The organism is Rhizobium sp. UGM030330-04 (assembly GCF_003208455.1).
Lineage (GTDB): Bacteria > Pseudomonadota > Alphaproteobacteria > Rhizobiales > Rhizobiaceae > Agrobacterium > Agrobacterium rhizogenes_A.
Genome location: NZ_QKML01000008.1, coordinates 21,471 through 39,077, shown reverse-complemented (window position 1 = coordinate 39,077; position 17,607 = coordinate 21,471). Strand labels below are relative to the sequence as shown.

The window sequence follows — 17,607 nt, the reverse complement described above, 5'->3', positions numbered from 1 at the left end:
GTCATGCACTCTCCCTCTGTCATTCCGGCCTTGAGCCGGAATCCAGCCAGCCCAAGTCCTTGGGCTGAAAGGAGCCTTCCCGCCACGCGGACGCGCGTCGGCTGGATTCCGGCTCAAGGCCGGAATGACGGTGAGAAGAAACGTCGCCGTTTGCTATGATCGACGCCATTCCCGCTCCGTCCACAAGCCTCAGAAGAACGCCTGAATGCCGGTTTGCGCCCGGCCGAGGATCAGCGCGTGGACGTCATGGGTGCCCTCATAGGTGTTGACCGTTTCAAGGTTCTGGGCGTGGCGCATGACGTGATATTCGATCTGGATGCCGTTGCCGCCATGCATGTCGCGGGCCTGACGGGCGATGTCCAGCGCCTTGCCGCAATTGTTGCGCTTGACGATGGAAATCATTTCCGGCGCCATTTTATGTTCGTCCATCAGCCGGCCGACGCGCAGCGATGCCTGAAGGCCGAGCGCGATTTCCGTCTGCATGTCGGCGAGTTTCTTCTGGTAAAGCTGCGTGCCGGCGAGCGGCTTGCCGAACTGTTTGCGGTCGAGGCCATATTGCCGGGCGCGGAACCAGCAATCTTCAGCGGCGCCCAGCACACCCCAGGAAATGCCGTAGCGGGCGCGGTTGAGGCAGCCGAACGGACCTTTGAGGCCGGAAACATTCGGCAGCAGCGCGTCTTCGCCGACTTCGACGCCATCCATGACGATTTCGCCTGTGATGGAGGCGCGCAGCGAAAGCTTGCCGCCGATCTTCGGGGCGGAGAGACCCTTCATGCCCTTTTCCAGCACGAAGCCGCGGATCTGGTTGTCATGCGCTTCCGATTTCGCCCAGACGACGAAGACATCGGCAATCGGCGCGTTGGAAATCCACATTTTCGAACCGCGCAGGCGATAACCGCCTTCGATCTTTTCCGCGCGGGTCTTCATGCCGCCGGGGTCGGAGCCGGCATCCGGCTCGGTGAGGCCGAAACAGCCGATCAGCTCACCGGAAACGAGGTCGGGTAGGTATTTCTTCTTCTGCTCGTCCGAGCCGTAAGCGAAGATCGGGTGAATGACGAGCGAGGACTGCACGCTCATCATCGAGCGGTAACCGCTATCGATGCGCTCCACCTCGCGGGCGACGAGGCCGTAAGCCACATAGCTTGCGTTGGCCGCGCCATATTCTTCCGGCAGGGTGACGCCGAGCAGGCCGGTGCGGCCCATCAGGCGGAACAGTTCCGGTTCGGTGGTCTCGGAAAGATAGGCTTCCTGAATGCGTGGCAGCAGTTCGGATTTGCCGAAGGCTTCGGCGCTGTCGCGGATCATCCGCTCGTCGTCGGTCAGTTGGTCTTCCAGCAGAAAAGGGTCCTGCCAATTGAATGCTGCGCGTTCGCTCACGTTTTCGCCTCCGGATTTGCTGGCCGGATTATTCGTATTCGAGCCGGATGGCACAAGCCATGTTTACTCATTTTTGCATTACATATAGTAATGGCTCATGACGTCTCTCAGCCGCAAACTCCTGCCCTCCACCAGCGCGCTCGCCGCCTTCGATTCCGTGGCTAGGCTCGGCAGTTTTTCCGCTGCCGCCGATGAGCTGGCGCTGACGCAGGGGGCGATCAGCCGGCAGGTTATGTCACTGGAAGAACAGCTTGGCGTGCGCCTCTTCGAGCGCGGTGCGCGCGGCGTGGCGCTGACGGCCGAAGGGCGGGTCTATGCGAAATCCATTGCTGCAGCCCTTGGCGAGATACGCTCCGCGTCCCTGCAGATCATGACCAAAACGCATGGCAATACGCTGAACCTCGCCATGCTGCCCACCTTCGGCACCCGCTGGCTTCTGCCGCGTATCCCGGATTTCGTGGCGAGCCACCCCGAAATCACCATCAATTTCGCCACCCGCATCGGCCAGTTCGACTTTGAGCGCGAGCAGCTGGATATGGCGATCCATATCGGCCAGGCCGACTGGCCGGGGGCGGAAAGCACATTCCTGATGCATGAAATGGTCGCGCCGGTGTGCAGCCCGCAATTCCTCAGCGCTCATCCCGTGGAAAAGGGAGAGGACATCGCCGCCCTGCCATTGCTCCACATGGCCTCGCGGCCGGGAGCGTGGGGCCACTGGTTCGAAAGCCTCGGCCTCTCGCTCGCCCTGCCGCAGGGCATGCGCTTCGAGCAGTTCTCCAGCGTGGCGCAGGCCTGCATTGCCGGGCTTGGCGTGGCGCTGATGCCGCTTTTCCTGATCGACAACGAGCTGAAATCGAAGCAACTGGTGAAAGCCTTCGATCATCAGGCAAAAAGCCCCAGTTCCTATTATGCCGTGGCGCCGCTTTCGCGCGCCAACCACGTGCCGGTCGTGCTGTTTCGTGACTGGCTGGTGCGGCAGGTGGAGGCCTACAGGGCAGCCAACACGCCAGCTGCGTAAAAATAATCGCTCGTTTTTCGGGCATTTAACGTTTGTGCCCAGCTTTTCGCCCCTTTTGCTGCTCTCAGGACTCGACAGGGCGACCTTGCTCGATTATCGTGATTAAACGTTTAATCAGCCCTTCCGGACCATCATGGCGTCGTCACGGCCTGCCACCAATCTGAGCGCGATCGCAGCGGCACTCGGCGTGTCGGCGGCAACCGTGTCCAATGCGCTCTCCGGCAAGGGCCGTGTTTCGCCTGAGCTGGTGGAGCGCATCCGCAAGACGGCGAGCGAACTGGGTTATGTGCCGAGTTCGGCGGGCAGGGCGCTGCGCACCGGCAGGACCGGTGTTCTGGGGCTGGTTCTCCCCGATATCGCCAATCCGCTTTTCCCGCAGATCGCGCAGGCCATTGAAAAGGCGGCGGTCACCGCCGGTTACGGCGTGCTGATTGCCGATGCCCGCGGCGAGATCGCCATGCAGACGGACGCCATCAACCGGCTGATCGAGCGTGGCGTGGACGGCATGGTGATTGTTCCCCGGCGCGGCACCCGCATTTCCGATGTCGATTGTCCCGTCGCGGTGATCGACAGCCCCTCGACACCGGGCAATACTGTTGCCGCCGACCACTGGGACGGCGGCCGGCAGGTCGGCGAATATCTGGCGGGGCTTGGCCATCGCAAGGTGGTGCTGGTGGGCAAGAACCGCGATTCCAACGTTCAGAACGACCGTCTTGGCGGCATTCGCGATGGTCTCGGCAAGGCGTGCCTGACACAGACGCTGTGGATAGATGGCATTGAAAAGGCAGGTGGCGCGGGCTGCCGGCTTGGTCTTGCAGAGAAGGTTGCCGAAGGTTTCACCGCCTTTGCCGCGGTTTCCGACCTGCATGCGCTGCGCGTGCTCACCGAATTGCAGCGCGAGGGCATCGAGGTGCCGGAAGAGGCGAGCGTCACCGGTTTTGACGATCTCATCTTTTCCGCCGTGGTTACCCCGCCGCTGACGACCATGCGTATGGATATGGGCCGTATCGCCGATCTCGCGGTCGGCGCGCTGCTGCGCGCGATCGATGGCGCGGGCGAAAATGGCGTCGCCATCGACGTGACGGCGGATATTTCGAAAGTACCGATGGCGCTGATCATGCGCGGCTCCACCGGCAAGGCAAAGCATGATGCGATTGAAGCCAAAAACACGACAGTAGGAGAACTCACACCATGAAAAAGATCATTTTTGCATCGGGCACCGCCCTGATGCTGACGATGGGAGCGGCGCAGGCCCAGGACAAGACGTTGACGATTTCCGTCTACGCCTTCGCGCAGGATGAATTCAAGGAACTGGTCTATACGCCCTTTGAGCAGAAATGCGGCTGCAAGCTGGTGGTCGAGACCGGCAACAGCGTCGAGCGTCTGGCCAAGATGGAGGCCAACAAGGCCAATCCGGTGGTCGATCTCGCCATCGTCTCCATGGCCGATGCGCTGTCTGCCACCCGCAAGGATCTGATCCAGAAGATCGATGCGTCCAAGGTTCCGAATATCGAAAAGCTCTATGACATCGCCAAGGATCCGAATGGCGACGGCATGAGCGTCGGCGTCAATTTCTACGCCACGTCAATCGTTTACCGCACCGACAAGATGAAGATCGACAGCTGGGCAGATCTTTTGAAGGACGGCATTGTCGACCACGTCGCCTTCCCGAATGTCACCACCAATCAGGGCCCGCCGGCGCTTTATATGCTCGGCAAGGCCATCGGCAAGGATACGCCCGATCTTTCCGGCGCCATCGAGGCCGTGGGCGAAAAGAAGGACGATATCGTCACCTTCTACGTCAAATCCTCGCAGCTGGTGCAGCTCATGCAGCAGGAAGAAATCTGGGCGGCGCCGATTGGCCGCTTCTCCTGGGCGCCTTTCACCAAGCTTGACCTGCCGCTCGCCTGGGCAACGCCCAAGGAAGGCCAGACCGGCGGCATGAACGTGCTCGTGGTGCCGAAGGGCACCAAGAACGAGGATCTTGCGCTGCAATTCATGGATTTCTGGCTGTCGACCGACGTCCAGAAGGCGCTGGCCGAAAAGCTGGTGGACAGCCCGACCAACAGCCAGGTCAAGGTATCCGACGAGGTGGCGAACAACATCACCTATGGTGATGAAACCGCCCGCAGCCTGCAGCTCATTCCGTCCGACGTGACGCTCGATAATCGCGACAAGTGGCTGTCGGAGTGGAATTCCAAGGTCGGCCAGTAAGTCCTTCACCCTTTGGAATGGGGCATTGAACGTCCGTCAGGGCAGCTCCATTCCCGGAAAAGCGGTTCGGTCGTCCCCTGACCGCTTTTCCACCTTCCAATTTCGCAGGCCGGTGCATCCGGCTGCCTTAACAACCGGCCCTCAGGCCGCTCAGGGAATAAACCCATGTTTCAGAACCGGGCCGAAGCGCTGGCGCTTGCCTTGCCCGCCGCAATTTTTGCGGCGGCGGTCTTTCTTGTGCCGGTCTTCATGCTTCTGTCGGAGGGCTTTCGCACCACTGACGGCTGGACATTGTCCGCCTATGCCGATTTCTTCTCCGATCCGCTGAACCAGACGGTTTTCCTGCGCACGCTGAAGCTCGGCGCGCTCGTCACCGTCGTTTCGGCGGTGGTCGGCTATGCGGCGGCTTTCGCCATCGTCAACCTGTCGCCGGGCAAGAAGGGCCATGTGGTCAATCTCGTCGTGCTGCCGCTGATGATTTCGCCGGTCGCGAGAACCTATGCCTGGATCGTCATTCTCGGCAGAACCGGCATCGTCAATCAGGCGCTGCAGGCGGTGGGCCTCAGCGACGCGCCGATCCGCATCCTGTTTTCCGAAACGGCCGTTTTCATCGGCCTTCTGCAACTGTTCCTGCCGCTGATGATCATCTCCCTCATCAGCGCGCTGGAAAACATGCCGAAGGATACGATCGCGGCTGCCCGCGTGCTCGGCGCAAGCTGGCTGCAGGTGTTCTGGAAAGTCATCCTGCCGCTCACCAAGGAAGGGCTGGTCGTCGGCGGCACGCTGGTCTTCACCGGTTCGCTGACGGCCTATATCACGCCGGCCATCCTCGGCGGTTCCAAGGTGCTGATGCTGGAAACCCTGCTTTACCAGCAGGTGACGGTTTCCAACAATTTTGTCGCCGCCAGCGTCATCGCCTTCATCCTGATCGTCATGAGCTTTGCCGCCAATATCCTGCTGAAGCGCATCGCCACCGCAAGGAACAAGAAATGACCCGGCAGCTCTTCATTCCGCTCACGCTTCTCCTCGTTGTCGGTTTCCTCATCGGGCCGTTTCTCATCATCGTCGCGGCCTCGTTTTCGGCCGGGGATACGCTCGCCTTTCCGCCGCAGGGCTTTTCGCTGAAATGGATCGCCAAGGTCTTCACCGTGGAAAGTTTTCGCGAGAGCTTTGCCATGTCGATGTTCCTTGCCATCGGCGGCACGTTCACGGCGCTCGTCCTCGGCATTCCTGCTTCCTACGCCATGTCGCGCTACAAGCTGCCCTTTGCCGAAACGGTGCGGACTATCGTTTCCGCGCCCATCATCGTGCCCGGCATCATCGTTGGTCTGGCGCTGCTGCGTTACTTCGTGGTGCCCTTCGGCATCGGTATCACGCTTGCCCTGTTTCTTGCCCACACCGCGCTCATCCTGCCCTATGCGGTGCGGGTGGTGTCGGCCAGCCTCAACAATCTGCGCTCGGATATTGAGGAGGCTGCGGTGCTGCTCGGTTCGTCGCGGGTGGGGGCGTTTTTCCGGGTGGTGCTGCCGAATATTCGCGGCGGCATTCTCTCTGCCTTCATTCTCGGTTTCGTGACGAGTTTCAACCAGGTGCCGGTATCGCTGTTCCTGTCCGGTCCCGGCGTGCGCACGCTGCCCATCGACATGCTGGGTTACATGGAAATCGTCTTCGATCCTTCCGTGGCCGCACTTTCCTCGCTGCTCGCCTTCCTTTCCATCGGCATCGTCTTTATGGCCGAACGTTTTCTGGGGTTCTCCCGTTATGTCTGACGCAAATTACCTTTCGCTCAAAAAAGTCTCGCTCGCCTATGGCGGCAATGTCGCCGTCAAGGACCTCGATCTCGATATCCGCAAGGGCGAGCTGCTCGCGCTTCTCGGGCCTTCCGGCTGCGGCAAGACCACGACGATGCGCGCCATTGCCGGGCTGATGCCGGTGGCGGGTGGAAGCATCGATCTCGATGGCGCAGACATTACCCGGGTGGCCGCCAACAAGCGCGCCGTCGGGCTGGTGTTCCAGTCCTACGCGCTCTTCCCGCATCTGACGGTTTACGAAAACGTCGCCTTCGGCCTGAAGCTCAAGGGCATGAACGGCAAGGCGCTGGAGGACAAGGTCGCCTCCGGCCTGAAGTCTGTCGGATTGTCGAACTTCGCCTCGCGCAAGCCGGCGGAATTATCAGGCGGCCAGCAGCAGCGCGTGGCCCTGGCGCGTTCCATGGTCATGGAACCCAAAGTGCTGCTGCTCGATGAGCCGCTTTCCAATCTCGACGCCCGCCTGCGTCTTGAAATGCGTACCGAATTGCAGCGCGTGCAGAAGGAAACCGGCGTGACGATGATCTTCGTCACCCATGACCAGATCGAGGCGCTCGCGCTGGCCGACCGCATTGTCGTCATGAAGGGCGGCAAGATTGAGCAGATCGGCACGCCGGAAGAGATCTACAACGCGCCGGTTTCGTCCTTCGTGGCGGATTTCGTCGGCTTTGAAAACATCTTCGCGCTGGAAGGTGGCGCGTTGAAAACCGCAAACGGCACAACACCGCTTCCCGGACCAGTCCTTTCAGCATCCGGACTGGCCTGGCGGCCGCGCATGGTCACCCTCGGTTCAGGTCCTTTCCAGGGAACCGTGCGCGGCACCTCCTTTGCCGGCAACAGCCGCGAATATCTGCTGGATACGCCGCTCGGGCCCATCAAGGCGGAAACCGATGCGGCGCTTGCCGCGCATGTCATCGGCGATACGCTCGCCTTCGACCTGCCGGTCGAAAAGGCGGCGAGCCTCAAGGTGTTCAACTGACCATGGGCGTGTGGATCGATACCGATATGGGCTTTGACGATATCGCCGCCATCATGGTGGTGCAATCGGCAGGCCTTGCCATCGACGGCATTTCGCTGGTCTTCGGCAATGCAACGCTTCAGGCGGTTTGCCGCAATGCCGCCGGAGCGGTCTCAGCTTTTGGCTGGTCGATGCCGATCCATCAGGGCCGCGCCATGCCGGTGCTCGGCGCGCTCGAAACCGCGCAATGTATTCTGGGCGATAGCGGCATTCCGACCGTCGGCCAAAGCCTGCCGGACGCGCCGGCCTTGCCGAAAAGCGATGCCTTTGCCGCGCTCTGCAACTGGCTGGAGGGAGCAGGCGAGAAGCGCATACTCGCGCTTGGACCGCTCACCAATATCGCCGCACTCTGCCTCGCCCGGCCCGATCTTGCCGCAAAAATCTCCGATCTCACCTGGATGGGGGGCGGCGTGACCAGCGGCAACCATACCGCCTCGGCCGAATTCAACGCCTTTGCCGATCCGGAAGCGCTGGCCATCGTGCTTTCCCACGGCCTGCCGCTGCGCATGGTCGATCTGGACGCCTGCCGCAAGGTTATGGCCTCGCTGGACGATGTGCTGCCGATCCGCAATGCCGGCGGCAAGAATGCCGGGCTGATCGCCGATCTGCTGGAAGGTTTCATCGGCATTGCCACCAGCCGTGGCAGGGCGGCCATGGCGCTTTACGATCCCGTCGCCGCCGTTGCCTTCACCTCCGGCCTCATTGGCTGGCGGCAGGCGCGGATTGATGTGGAGCTTCATTCCACCTTGACCCGGGGCAGAACGGTGGTCGAGCTGCGTGCCGGCAAGGTTGAAGCGTTTAATGCGCATGTCGCCGAAACAGTTCAAGCGGAGGGCGCGAAGGTAGCTGTGCTGGAGGCATTGCGCCGGGAGGCTGCCCGATGAGCGCGAACTCCACGACACGCGAGCCTGCCGATCTCACCGATGATGTGCTGCGCACCCGTGCGGTTGCCGCCGCACGCGGCGATGCGCCTTTTGATGTTCTCGTCACCGGCGGAACGCTGGTCGATGTGGTGACGGGTGAGCTTCGCGCCGCCGATATCGGCATTGTCGGCCCGCTGATCGCCAGTGTGCACGAACCGGCAAGCCGCAGCGACGCTGTGCGGACCATCGATGCGGCGGGCGCCTATGTCTCGCCCGGCCTCATCGATACGCACATGCATATCGAAAGTTCGATGGTCACACCGGCCGCCTATGCGGTGGCGGTGGTTGCCCGTGGCGTCACCACCATCGTCTGGGACCCGCATGAATTCGGCAATGTGCATGGTGTCGATGGCGTTCGATGGGCGGCGAAGGCTATCGAAAACCTGCCCCTGCGCGCCATTCTGCTGGCACCTTCCTGTGTTCCTTCCGCGCCGGGGCTGGAGCGCGGCGGGGCGGATTTCGACGCCGCCATTCTTGCCGATCTCCTGTCATGGCCCGAAATCGGCGGTATTGCGGAAATCATGAACATGCGTGGCGTCATCGAGCGCGATCCGCGCATGAGCGGCATCGTGCAGGCCGGGCTTGTCTCGGAAAAGCTGGTCTGCGGCCATGCACGCGGCCTGAAGGATGCCGATCTCAACACTTTCATGGCGGCGGGCGTCTCTTCCGATCATGAACTGGTCTCGGGCGAAGACCTGATGGCGAAACTGCGGGCAGGAATGACCATCGAACTGCGCGGCTCGCACGATCACCTGCTGCCGGAATTCGTGGAGGCTCTGAACGCGCTCGGCCACCTGCCGCAGACGGTGACGCTGTGCACCGACGATGTGTTCCCTGACGATCTGTTGCAGGGCGGTGGGCTTGACGATGTGGTGCGCCGCCTTGTCCGTTATGGCCTGAAGCCAGAATGGGCACTGCGCGCGGCAACGCTGAATGCTGCCCAAAGGCTCGACCGTGCCGATCTCGGCCTCATCGCCGCCGGTCGCCGCGCCGATATTGTCGTCTTCGAGGATTTGAGCGGTTTTGCCGCCCGCCACGTTCTGGCCTCGGGCAGGGCGGTTGCGGAAGGTGGACATATGCTCGTCGACGTTCCGGCCTGCGATGCGGCGGCGCTCGAAGGTTCGATGAAGCTGCCGCTGCGCGTAGCCGATGATTTCCGGGTTGCCTCCGAAGGCGTGAAGGTGCGCATCGCCACCATCGACCGCCCGCGCTTCACGCAATGGGGCGAGACGGAAGCCGAGGTGAAGGACGGTTTTGTCGTTCCGCCCGAAGGCGCGACGATGATTTCCGTCACCCATCGCCACGGCATCGCCGAGCCGACCACCAGAACCGGCTTCCTCACCGGCTGGGGAAACTGGAACGGCGCCTTTGCCACCACGGTCTCGCATGACAGCCATAACCTCACCGTTTTCGGCGGTAATGCCGAGGACATGGCACTCGCCGCCAATGCGGTGATCGCCACGGGCGGCGGCATGGCTGTCGCCTCAGAGGGCAAGGTTACCGCGCTGCTCCCGCTGCCGCTCTCCGGCCTTGTATCCGATGCGCCGCTTGAAGATGTCGCACGGGCTTTCGAGGAATTGCGCGAAGCCGTCGGCAAGGTGGTGGAATGGCAGCCGCCCTATCTCGTCTTCAAGGCCTGTTTCGGCGCCACGCTCGCCTGCAATATCGGCCCCCACCAGACGGATATGGGTATCGCCGACGTTCTGACGGGCAGGGTGATGGAAAGCCCGGTGATCGCCGTTCTCGAATAGCGGGCGGGGCCCGCCTCTCCGCGTCGCGGTTACTCGCCCTGCGGTAATGGCTGGCCTTGTGTTTCACGCGCGGCAGTGCGGGCTGCGACCACGAAGTTCTTCACCACGGGGGATGTCGTTCCGCGCCGGTAGGCGAGCGATATGGAAAGCCGTGGCGGCGGGCCGCTGGAGGGCAGCAGGACGATATTCTGCATTTTTACCTGCGCCACGGATTCCGGAACGAGGGAGACGCCGAGTTCGGCCGCGACCAGCGACAGGATGGAGACGATATGGGGTGCGGCCGGCCCCAGGCGGGGCGTGAAGCCGGCATCCTCGCAGGCCTTTATCGATGCATCGTGAAGGCTGGTCCCGATGCTGCGCGGGGTGAGGATAAACGGGTCGTCACGCAATTCCGGAAGGTCGATCATGGTGCCGCGCCGGGCGAGGGGATGCGACACAGGCAGCGCCACCAGAAGCGGTTCGTCTGCAAGCACTTCCTCGTAAAGCGCCTCGGGATCGGACTGGGACGGTCGCAGGAGCGCCACGTCCAGCCGGTCTTCGAGCAGGGCCGGCGTCAGCAACAGGGCGTTTGCCTCCATCACCTGAAGCTCGACGTCGGGATATTTGTTTCTGTAGGCGCGTATGCATGCCGGGACGAGAGGGTTGAGCGCCGCCGTGCCGGTAACGCCTATTCTCAATATGCCGGTCTCGCCGGCCGCTGCCCTTCGCGCAAGCCTGACGCCTTCGTTCACCTGATGCGGAATATGGCTGACGGCGGTGCGAAACGCCTGCCCCGCCGGCGTCAGTTCCGCCCCATGTGCGAGACGCCGGAACAGCCGCACGCCGATTTCCTGCTCCAGAAGTTTTATCTGCTGGCTTAGCGGCGGCTGGGCGATGCCGAGCTGCTCCGCTGCCCGCGTGAAGCTGCCCTCACTGGCGATGGCCAGAAAATAACGGATGTGCCGCAGTTCCATGATATTAGATCCAGATATAACATTCGCGCATTCCATATATTAGAATGAAAGTCAGGGCTGCGCTATAGCTGGTGCCGAAAAGGACAAGCCGATGCGCCAGCTCAACAGACAGGATTTCACGCCACCGATCGTCATGACGGCGGACCCGCCTGACGTGCTCTGGATCAGACATGGAAGCCGCCAGTTTCGCAGGGCGAGTGCCGCGCTTTTTCTCGCCGGCTTTGCCAGCTTCTCGTTGATCTATTGCGTTCAGCCGCTTCTGCCGGAATTCCCGGCGGAATTCGGCATCAACCCTGCGACCGCGTCGCTGGCCCTGTCCCTGACGACGGGCACGCTTGCTTTCGCCATCCTTCTCAGCGGTGCTTTTGCGCAGCTTTTCACCCGCAGAAACCTGATGTTCGTGTCGATGATGATGGCCGCCATCGCCAATATCATTGCGGCGAGCACGCAGGGCTGGTTGTGGCTTCTTGCCGCCAGGGCGCTGGAAGGCTTCGTTCTCGGTGGCGTTCCGGCCGTCGCCATGGCCTATCTCGCGGAGGAGATCGAACCTTCCAGCCTCGGCAAGGCGATGGGGCTTTATGTCGGCGGGACGGCCTTCGGTTCCATGGCCGGGCGCGTCGGCATGGGGCTGGTTTCGGCTTACACCTCGTGGCAGGTGGCGATGTATGCGCTGGGTGCGATCTGTGTTGTCGCAGCCATCGGCTTTCTCCTGCTGCTTCCGCCGTCACGCAACTTCCGGCCGCAGCATATGCCGGTGAAAACCCATCTGAGAATATGGGCGCAACATCTCAAGAACCCTGAGCTTCGGCGGTTCTATTTCGTCGGCGCGATGTTGACGAGCGTATTCACCACCGTCTTCAACTATTGCGCCTTCCGTCTGGTGGCGCCGCCCTACGAGCTGGGCCGGACCGCCGTCAGCATGATTTTCCTTACCTTCGCCCTGGGGATCGTCGCATCCTCCTATGGCGGGGCGCTGGTCGACCGTTTCAGCCGGCGGATCATGCTGACCGTTGCCTTCTCGACAATTCTTGCCGGCATCCTGCTGACATTTGCGTCCAGCGTCATTCTCATCGTGGTTGGAATTGCGGCAATCACGGTCGGATTTTTTATTGGTCATTCGGCGGCAAGCAGCGGTGTCGGCGCTCATGCGGGCGCTGCCAAAAGCCACGCTTCCGCCCTCTACCTGCTGTTTTATTATTGTGGGGCAAGCATCACCGGCTGGGCCGGCGGCTGGTTCTGGATCCATGCCGGCTGGCCGGGCATCATGGCCATCACGGCCAGCTGCGCGTTTGCCGGCATTGTCGCCAGCCTTTATCGCTCCGGCGCACGGCCGGTCCGGACCGAGTGAAGGCCAGGCGCGTTCAACCCATACGGTCGAGCGGGGCGTTACTCCGCCGCCAGCTCCTGCTCCACCAGCGTGCTCCAGAAAGCGACGCCCGGCACGATGGCCGCGTCGTTGAAGTCGTAGGAAGTGTTGTGATGCAGCGCGCCATCCACCGCCGGGCCGTTGCCGAGCCAGACATAGCAGCCGGGAGCTTCGCCCGCGAAGAAGGCGAAGTCGTCGCCGGCGGTCGAGGGCGGGAAGGTGGTGCGGGTTTTGTTGCCGAACACCGTTTTTGCGGCCCTCAGCGCCCGTTTTGTCGCCTCCGCTTCGTTGATGACGGGCGGGATGCGGCGGATGAATTCATAATCCGCCTCGATGCCGAACATCGCCGCCGTGCCCTTTGCCAGCCTGCCGATTTCCGCTTCCAGCTGGTCGCGCACATCGGGCGCATAGGCACGCGCCGTGCCGCCGATTTCGACGAGATCGGGAATGACGTTGAGCGCCTTCGGATCGCCCGCCTGCACCGAACAGGCGCTGACCACGGCGGGCTGCAGCGGATCGACCACGCGGCCGACGATGGTTTGCAGCGAGGCGAGGAAGGTGCCCGCCGCCGTCACCGGATCGCGGCCGAGATGCGGCTTGGCGCCATGGGTGCCGATGCCCCTGAAGGTGACGCGCCAGCTGTCGGACGAGGCGAGCTGCGGGCCTTCGACCACGGCCATTTCATCGATGCCAAGCCCCGGCATATTGTGCAGCCCATAGACCGCATCGCAGGGGAACAGGTCGAACAGCCCGTCTTCCACCATCTTTTTCGCGCCGCCGCGGCCTTCTTCGGCCGGCTGGAAAATGAAATGCACGGTGCCGGAAAAATCGCGGGTCTTTGCGAGATAACGTGCGGCACCCAGCAGCATGGCGGTGTGGCCATCATGGCCGCAGGCATGCATCTTGCCCGGAAATTTCGATTTATAGGGCCGGTCGGGAACCTCAGGCATGGCAAGCGCATCCATGTCGGCACGCAGGCCGATACTGCGGGTGCCGTTGCCCACCTGCAGCGTGGCGACCACACCGGTGCCGCCGAGACCGCGATGCACCTTCAGTCCCGCCCTTTCGAGGAGGTCGGCGACGATGGCGCTGGTTCTTTCCTCTTCAAAGCCCAGTTCGGGATGCGCGTGCAGGTCGTGGCGAAGCTCCGTCAGGAATGGCAGGTCCTCACCGATCCGGTCCAGCAGTCTCATGGGCAGCTTGTCCTTGAATATGGGAAAAACCCGCGTCATAGGTGGGTTCATCCGAATGCCTGTTGCTTTTTTCTCTTCTAGAGCATTTCCAGCAAAAGTGTGTAGCGGTTTTGCGTTCGGAAATGCGTAAAACTAAAGAGTTAGGGTATTTCCGCGTTTCGGAGAAAAACGGAAATACCCTAACGGAAAAAGCCAATGAAATGAACCCGCAGCGTCTCTGTGGTTGCTGAAATGACAAATCTGCCGAACGGGATTGGCGCGGCCGAAAACCGCCTCCGCCTAGCGCCATCCCGGTTCTGAAAGGAAAAACCGATGCCATCACCCGCGTCGCCTGCCACCCCGTCTCCCGCCGCGCCGCACGAGTTCTGGCAGGAGATACATCCGCCCCGCACCTTTGAAACGGCAGGCTCGCATTCCACCTTCTTTCCGGCGGCACTGGATGACGGCCGGCAGATATGCCTGCCGATAAGGCCGCTGGCGGATGGGGAACATGCGCTGGCCTCGCTCATCGTCAACCAGGCCTCTTTTGAGGTGCTCGAGGCGCTGGCGGCCGATCTTGCCGCAAAGCTTCTTCCCTTCAAACCGGATGTCGTCATCGGCCTGCCGACGCTGGGGCTGACGCTTGCCGCCGCCGTTGCCCGGCATCTCGGCCATTCCCGTTACGTGCCGCTCGGCACCTCGCGCAAATTCTGGTATCTGGAGGAATTGTCGGTGCCGATGTCCTCCATCACCACGAGGCAGGAAAAACGGCTTTATATCGATCCGCGCATGCTGCCGCTCATTGAGGGCAGGCGCGTGGCGCTGGTGGATGATGTGATCTCCAGCGGCAGTTCCATCATATCGGGTCTTTCGCTGCTCGCCGCCTCCGGCATTCGGCCCGCCGTCATCGGTGCGGCCATGCTGCAATCGGATCGCTGGCGGGAAAAAATCGCCGCTTTCGGGCCGGAATGGCCGGAGCGGGTGAGGGGCGTTTTTTCAACGCCGCTGCTCACGAAAACGGAAGGCGGCTGGCGCGCTTGACGTTGCGCAAGTTCCGGCAAAAGGCAAGTGGTGATAATTTCACCGCTGCCTAATTTGTGTCTTGCGAAGCTCGGAGAGATCGTCCTAAGATCGTCTCCGACAGACAATAGCGGTCGGTGAATAATACGCCGGTTTGCTTTCGCGCGGTGTCATTCCGGCGTCTGCCCACCCCCGTTTGTTCTTTCCGATGACTGGAATTTCTTCCCATGCATGCAGTATTCGACGGTCATAATGATGTGCTGCTTCGGTTGTGGCGCAACAGCAAGGCCGGTGCCGATCCGGTTGCGGAATTCAAAAACGGCACGCGCGAAGGCCATATTGACGGGCCACGGGCCAGGGCCGGCGGTCTCGGCGGCGGCATCTGCGCCATCTACATTCCATCAGGCGATCTGATCCTGCAGGAGCCGGACGCGAACGGCCATTACGATACGCCGCTCGCGGCTCCGCTTGAGCGTCAACCCTCACTCGACATCGCCATGGAAAAAGCCGCGATCGCGCTCAGGCTCGATCGCGCCGGCGCATGGCGGCTGTGCCGTTCCACAGCCGATATCCGCGAGGCTTTCGCCGAGGATATTTTCGCCGCCGTGCTGCATATGGAAGGCTGCGAGGCGATCGGCGCCGATCTCGACGCGCTGGAGGTGTTTCACGCCGCCGGCCTGCGCTCGCTTGGCCCGGTCTGGAGCCGGCACAATATCTTCGGCCACGGCGTTCCCTTTTCCTATCCGATGTCGCCCGACACCGCGCCCGGTCTGACCGATGCCGGTTTCGCGCTGGTGAAGGAGTGCAACCGGCTCGGCATCCTCATCGATCTCGCGCATATAACCGAAAAAGGCTTCTGGGATGTGGCGAAGACCACCAACCAGCCGCTGATCGCCAGCCATTCCAACGCGCATGCGCTTACCCCCGTCGCCCGCAATCTCACCGACCGGCAGATGGATGCCATCAAGGAAAGCGGCGGGCTGGTGGGCCTCAACTATGCCGTGACCATGCTCAGGTCCGATGCGCGTGACATTGCCGATACGCCGCTTTCCGACATGGTGCGCCATATCGACTACATGGTGGAGCGTATGGGCATCGATTGCGTGGCGCTTGGATCGGATTTCGATGGCGCGACGGTACCCGTCGGCATCGCCGATGCCAGCGGCAACCACAATCTGGTTGCGGCGCTGAAATCGGCGGGCTACGGTGATGGAGAACTTGCTAAAATATGCCGGGAAAACTGGCTGCGCGTTTTGTCCGAGGCCTGGCACGAGGCGGCCTGAAGACGGCTAATCACGAGTGAAATCAATCTTATAACAAAAGGGGAGATCCTATGATCAAATCGCTCAACAAATCCATGCGTATCCTCAGCACCAGCGCCGCCTTGTCGCTGATGATGCTGTCGGCGCCGCACGCTTTCGCTGCCACCCCGGCCGATACGCTGGTTGAAGGTTTCGCCATCGATGACATCATCACGCTCGATCCGGGCGAGGCTTTCGAACTGTCTGCCGCCGAAGTTACCGGCAATACCTATAGCAAGCTCGTCTCCATCGATCTCAACGACACTTCCAAGGTGACCGGTGATCTGGCGGAGAGCTGGACGACCTCCGAGGATGGCCTGACCTATACGTTCAAGCTGAAATCCGGTCTTAAATTCGCCTCCGGCAATCCGGTCACGGCTGAAGACGTGGCCTTCTCCTTCGAGCGGGCGGTGAAGCTCGACAAGTCGCCGGCATTCCTGCTGACACAGTTCGGCCTCAGCGGTGACAACGTCAACGAAAAGGCCAAGGCTGCCGACGAACACACCTTCGTGCTGACGGTCGACAAGCCCTATGCGCCGAGCTTCGTGCTGAACGTGCTCACCGCAACCGTCGCTTCGGTGGTCGACAAGAAGCTCATCACCGAAAAGGCGAAGTCGGTCACGCCGAGTGCCGATTACAAATACGACACGGATTTCGGCAACGAATTCCTGAAGACCGGTTATGCCGGTTCCGGCCCCTACAAGATCCTTGGCTGGAAGGCCAACGAGGCCGTCATCCTCGAAGCCAATCCGAATTATTACGGTGAGAAGCCGAAGCTGAAGCGCGTCGTCTATCGCCACATGAAGGAAAGCTCCGGCCAGCGCCTGGCGCTTGAAAACGGCGATATCGATGTTGCCCGTAACCTCGAGCCGGGTGACATGGAGGCCGTTTCCAAGAAGGAAGGCCTTGCCGTCACCTCCGCGCCCAAGGGCACCGTCTATTACTTCAGCCTCAACCAGAAAAATGAGAACCTGAAGAAGCCAGAGGTCATCGAGGCGTTCAAATATTTGGTCGACTATGACGCCATCGGCGCGACGATCATCAAGGGTATCGGCGAAATCCACCAGACCTTCCTGCCGAAGGGCCAGCTCGGCGCACTTGACGAGAACCCCTACAAGCTCGACGTCGCCAAGGCGAAGGAGCTTCTCGAAAAGGCCGGACTGAAGGACGGCTTCACCGTGACCATGGATGTGCGCAACACCCAGCCTGTGACCGGCATTGCCGAAAGCGTGCAGCAGACGCTGGCGCAGGCCGGCATCAAGCTGGAAATCATTCCGGGTGACGGCAAGCAGACGCTGACCAAATACCGCGCCCGCACCCATGATATCTACATCGGTCAGTGGGGTTCGGACTATTTCGACCCGAACTCGAATGCGGAAACCTTCACCATCAACTACGACAATTCCGATGAGGGCAAGAACAAGACGCTCGCATGGCGCAATGCCTGGGACGTTCCTGATCTGACCAAGGAAACCCAGTCGGCACTTTTGGAGAAGGACAACGCCAAGCGCGCCGCCATCTATGAAAACCTGCAGAAGGAAGTTCTGGCGAAGGGTCCCTTCGTCATCATCTTCCAGCAGACCGAAGTGGCCGGTTATTCCGCCAAGCTGAAGGGCCTGAAGCTCGGCCCGAGCTTCGACACCAACTACGTCTACACCATCTCCAAGGAATGATCCGGAAGGATCG

Annotated in this window: 15 protein-coding genes; 12 read left to right on the top strand and 3 right to left on the bottom strand. The window is 61.5% G+C overall.

Annotated features, from left to right (window positions below; translation table 11 throughout):
• Positions 1 to 189: 189 nt before the first annotated feature.
• Complete coding sequence (locus N434_RS13605; protein WP_110758891.1) at positions 190 to 1,377, bottom strand: acyl-CoA dehydrogenase; 1,188 nt, start codon at positions 1,375 to 1,377, stop codon at positions 190 to 192.
• Positions 1,378 to 1,474: 97 nt separating this feature from the next.
• Here N434_RS13605 and N434_RS13600 point away from each other — a divergent pair, with 97 nt between their 5' ends.
• From N434_RS13600 to N434_RS13565, 8 genes are all read left to right on the top strand, one after another.
• The gene (locus N434_RS13600; RefSeq protein ID WP_110758415.1) at positions 1,475 to 2,395 is read left to right on the top strand and encodes a LysR family transcriptional regulator; all 921 of its coding nucleotides are present in this window, start codon (positions 1,475 to 1,477) and stop codon (positions 2,393 to 2,395) included.
• 133 nt (positions 2,396 to 2,528) lie between these two features.
• Positions 2,529 to 3,590, top strand: a complete 1,062-nt coding sequence (locus tag N434_RS13595; RefSeq protein WP_110758413.1) for a LacI family DNA-binding transcriptional regulator — start codon at positions 2,529 to 2,531, stop codon at positions 3,588 to 3,590.
• On the top strand, positions 3,587 to 4,609 hold the full coding sequence (locus N434_RS13590) for an ABC transporter substrate-binding protein (protein WP_065117732.1): 1,023 nt from the start codon (positions 3,587 to 3,589) through the stop codon (positions 4,607 to 4,609). The genes N434_RS13595 and N434_RS13590 overlap by 4 nt, the downstream gene beginning before the upstream one ends.
• A gap of 165 nt (positions 4,610 to 4,774) precedes the next feature.
• Complete coding sequence (locus N434_RS13585; protein WP_065117731.1) at positions 4,775 to 5,602, top strand: ABC transporter permease; 828 nt, start codon at positions 4,775 to 4,777, stop codon at positions 5,600 to 5,602.
• Positions 5,599 to 6,378, top strand: coding sequence for an ABC transporter permease (locus tag N434_RS13580; protein ID WP_065117730.1), 780 nt, complete (start codon positions 5,599 to 5,601; stop codon positions 6,376 to 6,378). Before N434_RS13585 ends, N434_RS13580 begins: the two co-directional genes overlap by 4 nt.
• Positions 6,371 to 7,396, top strand: coding sequence for an ABC transporter ATP-binding protein (locus tag N434_RS13575; RefSeq protein ID WP_065117729.1), 1,026 nt, complete (start codon positions 6,371 to 6,373; stop codon positions 7,394 to 7,396). The genes N434_RS13580 and N434_RS13575 overlap by 8 nt, the downstream gene beginning before the upstream one ends.
• A gap of 2 nt (positions 7,397 to 7,398) precedes the next feature.
• Complete coding sequence (locus N434_RS13570; protein ID WP_110758411.1) at positions 7,399 to 8,319, top strand: nucleoside hydrolase; 921 nt, start codon at positions 7,399 to 7,401, stop codon at positions 8,317 to 8,319.
• Entirely contained in the window at positions 8,316 to 10,109 is a 1,794-nt protein-coding gene (locus N434_RS13565) for an adenine deaminase (protein ID WP_110758409.1), read from the top strand. Before N434_RS13570 ends, N434_RS13565 begins: the two co-directional genes overlap by 4 nt.
• Positions 10,110 to 10,138: 29 nt before the next feature.
• Here the strand turns inward: N434_RS13565 and N434_RS13560 are convergent, their stop codons facing one another.
• Positions 10,139 to 11,062 (bottom strand): LysR family transcriptional regulator, encoded by a 924-nt coding sequence (locus N434_RS13560; protein WP_110758408.1) that lies wholly within the window; start codon positions 11,060 to 11,062, stop codon positions 10,139 to 10,141.
• 91 nt (positions 11,063 to 11,153) lie between these two features.
• Here N434_RS13560 and N434_RS13555 point away from each other — a divergent pair, with 91 nt between their 5' ends.
• Entirely contained in the window at positions 11,154 to 12,410 is a 1,257-nt protein-coding gene (locus N434_RS13555) for an MFS transporter (protein WP_110758406.1), read from the top strand.
• Positions 12,411 to 12,448: 38 nt separating this feature from the next.
• On the opposite strand, the gene N434_RS13550 is transcribed toward N434_RS13555, so the two are convergent.
• The gene (locus tag N434_RS13550; protein ID WP_174033259.1) at positions 12,449 to 13,621 is read right to left on the bottom strand and encodes a M20 aminoacylase family protein; all 1,173 of its coding nucleotides are present in this window, start codon (positions 13,619 to 13,621) and stop codon (positions 12,449 to 12,451) included.
• Between the two features lie 312 nt (positions 13,622 to 13,933).
• Between N434_RS13550 and N434_RS13545 the strand changes: the two genes are divergently transcribed.
• From N434_RS13545 to N434_RS13535, 3 genes are all read left to right on the top strand, one after another.
• Positions 13,934 to 14,641 (top strand): phosphoribosyltransferase, encoded by a 708-nt coding sequence (locus N434_RS13545; RefSeq protein ID WP_110758402.1) that lies wholly within the window; start codon positions 13,934 to 13,936, stop codon positions 14,639 to 14,641.
• A gap of 206 nt (positions 14,642 to 14,847) precedes the next feature.
• The gene (locus N434_RS13540) at positions 14,848 to 15,903 is read left to right on the top strand and encodes a dipeptidase (RefSeq protein WP_110758401.1); all 1,056 of its coding nucleotides are present in this window, start codon (positions 14,848 to 14,850) and stop codon (positions 15,901 to 15,903) included.
• A gap of 50 nt (positions 15,904 to 15,953) precedes the next feature.
• Positions 15,954 to 17,594: an ABC transporter substrate-binding protein gene (locus tag N434_RS13535; protein WP_065117722.1), complete on the top strand. Its 1,641-nt coding sequence runs from the start codon at positions 15,954 to 15,956 to the stop codon at positions 17,592 to 17,594.
• Positions 17,595 to 17,607 lie beyond the last annotated feature (13 nt).

Coding starts and splice junctions, on each gene's coding strand:
- N434_RS13555 (WP_110758406.1), top strand. CDS start 11,154: ATGCGCCAGCTCAACAGACAGGATTTCACGCCACCGATCGTCATGACG.
- N434_RS13550 (WP_174033259.1), bottom strand. CDS start 13,621: ATGAGACTGCTGGACCGGATCGGTGAGGACCTGCCATTCCTGACGGAG.
- N434_RS13540 (WP_110758401.1), top strand. CDS start 14,848: ATGCATGCAGTATTCGACGGTCATAATGATGTGCTGCTTCGGTTGTGG.
- N434_RS13585 (WP_065117731.1), top strand. CDS start 4,775: ATGTTTCAGAACCGGGCCGAAGCGCTGGCGCTTGCCTTGCCCGCCGCA.
- N434_RS13575 (WP_065117729.1), top strand. CDS start 6,371: ATGTCTGACGCAAATTACCTTTCGCTCAAAAAAGTCTCGCTCGCCTAT.
- N434_RS13570 (WP_110758411.1), top strand. CDS start 7,399: ATGGGCGTGTGGATCGATACCGATATGGGCTTTGACGATATCGCCGCC.
- N434_RS13535 (WP_065117722.1), top strand. CDS start 15,954: ATGATCAAATCGCTCAACAAATCCATGCGTATCCTCAGCACCAGCGCC.
- N434_RS13565 (WP_110758409.1), top strand. CDS start 8,316: ATGAGCGCGAACTCCACGACACGCGAGCCTGCCGATCTCACCGATGAT.
- N434_RS13580 (WP_065117730.1), top strand. CDS start 5,599: ATGACCCGGCAGCTCTTCATTCCGCTCACGCTTCTCCTCGTTGTCGGT.
- N434_RS13545 (WP_110758402.1), top strand. CDS start 13,934: ATGCCATCACCCGCGTCGCCTGCCACCCCGTCTCCCGCCGCGCCGCAC.
- N434_RS13600 (WP_110758415.1), top strand. CDS start 1,475: ATGACGTCTCTCAGCCGCAAACTCCTGCCCTCCACCAGCGCGCTCGCC.
- N434_RS13590 (WP_065117732.1), top strand. CDS start 3,587: ATGAAAAAGATCATTTTTGCATCGGGCACCGCCCTGATGCTGACGATG.
- N434_RS13560 (WP_110758408.1), bottom strand. CDS start 11,062: ATGGAACTGCGGCACATCCGTTATTTTCTGGCCATCGCCAGTGAGGGC.
- N434_RS13595 (WP_110758413.1), top strand. CDS start 2,529: ATGGCGTCGTCACGGCCTGCCACCAATCTGAGCGCGATCGCAGCGGCA.